General features: G+C 59.0%; 8 protein-coding genes. 5 read left to right on the forward strand and 3 right to left on the reverse strand.

The features are described from left to right. From IBX54_RS11680 to IBX54_RS11700, 5 genes are all read left to right on the forward strand, one after another. Window positions 1-1,527, forward strand: a 1,527-nt coding sequence (locus tag IBX54_RS11680; RefSeq protein WP_296542828.1) for a phage/plasmid primase, P4 family, incomplete at its 5' end; no start/stop codon positions are given. A gap of 157 nt (window positions 1,528-1,684) precedes the next feature. Continuing rightward, window positions 1,685-1,957 (forward strand): hypothetical protein, encoded by a 273-nt coding sequence (locus IBX54_RS11685; RefSeq protein WP_296542829.1) that lies wholly within the window; start codon window positions 1,685-1,687, stop codon window positions 1,955-1,957. Further along, complete coding sequence (locus IBX54_RS11690; RefSeq protein ID WP_296542830.1) at window positions 1,954-2,421, forward strand: hypothetical protein; 468 nt, start codon at window positions 1,954-1,956, stop codon at window positions 2,419-2,421. Before IBX54_RS11685 ends, IBX54_RS11690 begins: the two co-directional genes overlap by 4 nt. 1 nt (window position 2,422) lies before the next feature. Further along, window positions 2,423-2,635: a hypothetical protein gene (locus IBX54_RS11695; protein ID WP_296542831.1), complete on the forward strand. Its 213-nt coding sequence runs from the start codon at window positions 2,423-2,425 to the stop codon at window positions 2,633-2,635. A 121-nt stretch (window positions 2,636-2,756) separates the two neighbouring features. Further along, entirely contained in the window at window positions 2,757-3,119 is a 363-nt protein-coding gene (locus IBX54_RS11700) for a DUF6362 family protein (RefSeq protein WP_296542835.1), read from the forward strand. A 583-nt stretch (window positions 3,120-3,702) separates the two neighbouring features. Here the strand turns inward: IBX54_RS11700 and IBX54_RS11705 are convergent. The 3 genes from IBX54_RS11705 to tnpB all read right to left on the reverse strand — a co-directional run. After that, window positions 3,703-5,412, reverse strand: coding sequence for an IS66 family transposase (locus IBX54_RS11705; protein ID WP_296542832.1), 1,710 nt, complete (start codon window positions 5,410-5,412; stop codon window positions 3,703-3,705). Window positions 5,413-5,506: 94 nt separating this feature from the next. After that, the gene (locus IBX54_RS11710; RefSeq protein WP_296542833.1) at window positions 5,507-5,644 is read right to left on the reverse strand and encodes a hypothetical protein; all 138 of its coding nucleotides are present in this window, start codon (window positions 5,642-5,644) and stop codon (window positions 5,507-5,509) included. Between the two features lie 12 nt (window positions 5,645-5,656). Continuing rightward, the coding region (gene tnpB / locus IBX54_RS11715) for an IS66 family insertion sequence element accessory protein TnpB (RefSeq protein WP_296542834.1) at window positions 5,657-6,061 on the reverse strand (405 nt) is incomplete at its 5' end.

The raw sequence follows: 6,061 nt of genomic DNA on the forward strand, positions 1-6,061 counted from the left end.
CAGCCACCAGCCGAGCGACCCGTTGGATGGGACTGCGCCGATGCGCTGCAACCATCGCCCGAGGACTCTACTGAGGCCGACTTCGATGTGCATGGCTTTGTTCTATCGGGCCCCAGGGTTGTCTTGCAACAGAGCAGCTCCGCAATCGCAAAAGGCGCGGCCAAAGCTGCCAGCGCACAGTTGTTCAAGAATCTGGACTGGTCAACCGAGGACGGCATTTGCACCGCCTTCAGCCGGCACTTTGGCAAGGACTGGCGTTACTGCGCGCAGTGGGGCAAGTGGTTCGCATGGAACATGCAGCGCTGGAACGAAGACCTGGTGCTCTATGTGAACCACATCATTCGTGGGGTCTGCCGCGCCGCATCCAATCGCGCAAGCTCGGATCGCACCAAAACCAAGCTGGCGAGTTCTTCAACCATGTCAGCTGTGGAGCGCATGGCGCGCAGCGAGCCCACCCATGCTGCGCTGGCCAACGACTGGGATGCCAATGTCTGGCTGCTCAACACGCCCGCCGGTGTCGTTGATCTGCACAACGGCCAATTGCGCCCACCCCGGCGCGAAGACCTGATGACCAAGATCACCACGGCCAGCCCAGTGTGGGGCTCGGGGTGCCCGAATTGGCTCGTGTTTCTCGATCAGGTCACCGGCGGTGATAAAGACCTGGTGAGCTACTTGCAGCGGGTCTTTGGCTACTGCTTGACCGGCTCCACCCATGAACACGCGCTGTTCTTCCTGTACGGCACTGGAGCCAACGGAAAGTCTGTGTTCATTAATGTGTTGACCACCATTCTTGGTGACTACGCTACCAACGCACCGATGGACACCTTCATGGAGTCGCGCGGCGACCGCCACCCCACCGATCTGGCCGGGCTGCGTGGCGCGCGCATGGTCTCGGCCACCGAGACCGAGCAAGGCAGACGCTGGGCGGAGTCCAAGGTCAAGGAGATCACCGGTGGCGATGCGGTAACGGCACGTTTTATGCGCCAGGACTTCTTTACCTTCTTCCCCATGTTCAAACTGCTCATCGCAGGCAACCACAAGCCCACGATTCGCAACATCGACGAGGCCATGCGGCGCAGACTGCACCTGGTGCCGTTCACCATCACCGTGCCACCGCAAAAGCGTGACAAACACCTCCAGGCAAAACTGCTCATGGAACGCGATGCCATCCTGGCGTGGGGCCTGCAGGGCTGCCTGGAGTGGCAAAAGTCAGGACTGAATCCGCCCAAGTGCGTGCGCGATGCAACCGAGGAGTACTTCGAGGAGGAGGACGCTGTGGGCGAGTTTATTGACGACGAATGTCAGCGCTCACCCCACTCCAAGGAACCCATCTCGGCGGTCTACCAACGCTGGAAAGACCGCGCTGAAAGCCGGGGCGAGTTCGTCGGTTCGAGTCGCTGGTTGACCCAGCAACTCTTGTCGCGCGGATTTGAGCGTGATCGACTTGGTACAGGCGCGAAGGCCATCAAAGGGCTGTTTTTGCGCGCAAAAACCTCGCAATACGCGAGTCAATATGCGGATAACTAACGACCAACTTCGGTCGAAAAAGTTAGCTAACTCATTGATTTATATACATCACCGACCGAACTGCACCGTAATTTCCATTCCCGCTCACGCCTGCGCGCGGCCGAGACAACTTATCGGAAATTCGGTGCAGTTCGGTCGGAACTCAAAAGGACACGTCATGAACACCCTATCCCTCACCCAAAAACTCAACACCCTCGTGGCTAACTTCGAGTGGCAATGCGGACGCACCATCCCCGCTGTGACGCCAGTTCTGGACCTTTACAGGGAGTACTGCGACTGGTCAGAACTCCATCACCAGCCGATACAGGGTATCGACGAGTTCTTGCTGCAATTGACGCTTCGTAATGACTGCATTCCCTGCCGTTTACCCGACGGCAGCGTGGCGGTTCTGGGCATCGCGCTGAAGATGGCCAGAGGAGTTGTGCAATGAGTGCCACCACCATCTTGGCCCTTGACCTGGGCACAACCACTGGCTGGGCTCTGCGCCCTCAGCACGGCCCCGTTGCCCACGGCTTTGTCAGCTTCAAGTCCCAACGCTTCGAAGGCGGCGGCATGCGCTTCCTGCGCTTCAAGCACTGGCTCGCAGAAATCAAAACGATGACTGGCGAGATCAACGCTGTCTACTTCGAGGAAGTGCGCCGCCACGTTGGTGTCGATGCCGCCCACGTTTACGGCGGCTTGATGGCCACACTGACCACCTGGTGCGAGCACCACCGCATCGCGTACCAGGGCGTGCCAGTGGGCACGATCAAAAAACACGCCACGGGCAAAGGCAACGCTGGCAAGGCAGAGGTCATTGCCGCCATGTGTGCACTGGGCCACCCCGTCACCGACGACAACGAAGCCGATGCCCTGGCCATACTGCACTGGGCGATGGATACGCAGGAGGTATGAAATGAAAGTCCCAACCCACCCCTACCAATGCCCGCTGGGTCGCTTGCAGCCCAGCGTGACCGACCTCGACGCGATGAAGCAACGCGGCTGGCGTGACCAAAACATCCTGGTCGTCAACGCACATGACACACGGCTGGACTACCTCGAGCGCGAACTGGTGCGACGCATCGGCGAGCGACTCTATGGCCAAGGAGATCGTCATGCAAAGGCTTAAATCGGCTCCTGAGGCCAAAACAACCGGACGCCCTTATGTGGGTAGCCATGATGCAGAAAAATCGCTTGCAGGCCCGTTTAAGCCTTCTTGCAAGCATACCGGTGTCTGGAGCGCACAGGCCGTGGCCAACCGCTTCGAGGACGCTGCGGTCACCGCCAGACGTCTGCCCTCGGCCAACGTGCAGGGCTACTTCAACGCCTGGCCCACCATCGTGCGCTGCCAGTGGGAGTTGCTCGCCCGCGATGAGCGTGTGGTCTGCCGCTTCCCACCAACCCCACAAGACGTGCAGGACATGCTCGAAGTCATGCTCTGGGTGCAGTGGCTCGAAGTGCCGCAGCGTCACCTGGTCTGGATGCGCGCCAAGCGCTACGGCTGGCGTGACATCTGCACGCGCTTTGGCATGTGCCGCACCACTGCCTGGCAGCACTGGCAAAAGTCACTGCAATTGATCGCTGACAAGCTCAACGCGAGTCGCAAAAGCTGATGTTTAAGACGGCAAAGCGACAAAAATGGTCCAAGACAAAAGGCCAGGGAGAGCAACGCATTGGGCACTTGTCCAAAATTTAGCCGCTTTGTCCTTTTGGCTTTCAAAGCACACTTAAACAACCAGGCTTTTTTCCGGTACATTTACAGCTATGGATTGAAAAAACCGTCGGTAATAAGCCACTGCAGTTCGAAAGCGAGGGGTCCTTCCTTGCCAAAATCCTATGCGGTTGGTTGGAGCGCAAGACTCGCCCACCGATAGAGTGCAAACCGAGGTTTGCAGGGGTTTGCAGGGGTTTGCACCAGCAGCAGGTTTGCACCTTGGTACCAAAGGGGGGTGAATTCCATTCACACCCTTTGCCGACCTGACATCCAGGTTTTCGTTTCCTGATTTTTTCTGAACCCGCCCTCGGCATCGTCTGACGGCGGGTTCTCTCGTTGAACTCCTGCGCTTGGGTAGTCCCTTGCGATCCTGGCGGCCCGTCATAGGTTTCACAGACCTGTGCGGGCCGCACCTTTTTGGAACGTAAGCCCCCGGTCGCCACCATCTTGCGCCATTGCGCCGTTTGATTTATGGCAGAGGATCAGCCTGCTGGCTGCCACCGCGTGGGCAGCAACTCGTCAATACGGCTGTTCGGATGCGTAGGTAACCGTGTCAGCACATCGGTCAGATAAGCCAGCGGCTCGATGCCATTCATCTTGGCCGTCTGAATCAGGCTCATGATGTCGGCGGCGCGCGCACCGGCGGCCAGACTGCCGCTGAAGAGCCAATTCTTGCGCCCCACAGCCCAGGGCCGAATCTGGTTCTCGATGCGGTTGTTGTCAATGGGCAAGCGTGCATCACTGGCATAACGCACCAGCGCTGGCCAACGCTTCAAGGTGTAGTCCATCGCCTTGGCGGTAGCCGTGCCATCGGTGACCTGCTCGCGGCTGGCCTTGAGCCAATCATGCAGGGCTGCCAGCCGGGGTAACGACTGGCCCTGGCGACGCTCCAAAGCCTGAGCCAAATCCAGCCCTTCATCGCGAATCTCGCGCTCCAGCGCATACAAGGCCCCGATATGCGCCAGCGCAGTCTCAGCCAGCGTGCTCTTGGCCGCCACATGCAGCTCAAAGAACTTGCACCGCACATGCGCCCAGCAGCCCACCTCAATGATCGAGGTGTCGCTGTTGCCGTCGCCATTGCCGGTGTCGCCACCCACAGCCGCGCCCGGCACAAATAACGCCTTGTACCCACCATAATCGTCAACCACCAGGTGACCCGACCAGCGCTTGATCGGTGGCGGCGCATGGGCATCCTGATTGAGCGCGCGCACAGGTGGCGCATGCTGCAAGAAATCCCTGGCATGCCGGCCACTGCGCCCCTCCTTGACCTGGAACACCACTGCGGCAACGCTTTCATGCACGCCACAGGCATACGCCCAGATGTAGCCGCGCTTCTTGTCGCCCTTGCCCCCCAGGATGGTGATCGGCGACTCATCGGCGTGCAGCACCTGGCATTGCAGCAACTGCGCTTTGAGCGCCTGCGCAATGGGTGCCAGCGCCACACCGCAGGCGCCTACCCAGTCCGCCAGCGTTGAGCCGCTGATATCGACACCCGAGCGGGCATAAATCTCGTTTTGACGGTACAGCGGCAAATGATCGTCATACTTGGCAATCAGCACCTGGGCCAGCAGTCGGGCGGTGGGAATACCCGACTCAATGACTTGAGCTGGCATGGCCTCTTGGCGCAGGTGCGCACAGCACTTGCACGCCCACACGCCCCGGACATGACGCTCCACCCGAAACACGCCAGGAACATAGTCCAGCCGTTCCGAGACATCTTCACTGATGCGCTTCATGGGCTCGCCGCAGGCGCAGGTGGTGTCATCTGGCTCATGGGCAATATCGATGCGGGGCAGGTTAGCTGGCAAGCGCTGGCGAGCCGGGCGGCCTTTGGGGGCAGCGGGTGCGGGCTTGATGCCCAGTTGTGCCAGGCGTTGCTGGGCATCGGCCAGATCTTCTGCGTTGGCTTCTTCAAAGAGTTTGACCTGCAGCGCATCCATGGCTTCGGTCTTGGCGGCAAAACGCAGGTGGCGCAGCAGACGGATTTCATGGGTCAGTGCGTCGATCTTGGTCTGGCGCAGTTTGAGCTCTTGGCTCTGGGCTTGGATGTTTTTGGCATCCTCGTTGATGCGCTCAATCAGGCTAAGGGCCAGCGTCTGTAACTGGGTTGGGGTGAGTGTCTCGAGGTGGATGTCACCGAGCTCGCAAGCGGGTGAATCTGGCGGTGAATTGGGTTGCGGATTTGACTGCATTTTTGCGGCCAAACCTGATACTGATCTGGCAGTGATTGGGGTTTCCAAAGACATGGCGTAATTGTCTCAGAAACAGGCAAAAACAGCAATGAATTCAAGCAGTTTTTGCTACTTTTTTAGCGCCTTTTTCGTTGCTTTTTTTGCCATTGTTTTGCCTGTCTTTTTGAGCTGCTTTTTTGGCCTTTTGTTGAACCAGTTTTGAGGTGCTTTTTGATCTGCTTTTTTTCGTCACCGTTGAGCTCAGTTAGCTCAAGGTGATGCGCATATCTGCCTGTAGTCGCCGCCAGGGCAGTCCCACGGTGAGGGCTTGCCATTGTTGTTGGTTCAGGCTGACTTGGGGCGTATCCCCATCAGGCCAGTGCAGGCTGCCTTGATGCAGTCTGCGCGTGCATAGCCACAATCCAAAGCCATCGTGGATGAGGACTTTCATGCGGCTGGCACGCAAATTGGCAAAGGCATAGGCGGTGTGGGGTTGGGCGCTGCCAAAGACTTCAATCACGCGCGCGAGCAGCGTGTCCATGCCAGCGCGCATGTCCAGCCGGGCACTGGCCAGGTACCAAGCGTCGATGCGCATCATGCCAGCACCTCGCGCAGCCAGGCGCTGCTCATGCCCATTTGGCCGACGGGCCAGTGGATGCTCGCTTGCAGG

The organism is Rhodoferax sp. (assembly GCF_014859475.1).
GTDB lineage: Bacteria > Pseudomonadota > Gammaproteobacteria > Burkholderiales > Burkholderiaceae_C > Rhodoferax.

Bases quoted from the DNA above. Each gene is read 5' to 3' on its own strand.
- IBX54_RS11685 (WP_296542829.1), top strand. From the start codon at position 1,685: ATGAACACCCTATCCCTCACCCAAAAACTCAACACCCTCGTGGCTAAC.
- IBX54_RS11690 (WP_296542830.1), top strand. From the start codon at position 1,954: ATGAGTGCCACCACCATCTTGGCCCTTGACCTGGGCACAACCACTGGC.
- IBX54_RS11695 (WP_296542831.1), top strand. From the start codon at position 2,423: ATGAAAGTCCCAACCCACCCCTACCAATGCCCGCTGGGTCGCTTGCAG.
- IBX54_RS11705 (WP_296542832.1), bottom strand. From the start codon at position 5,412: ATGCAGTCAAATCCGCAACCCAATTCACCGCCAGATTCACCCGCTTGC.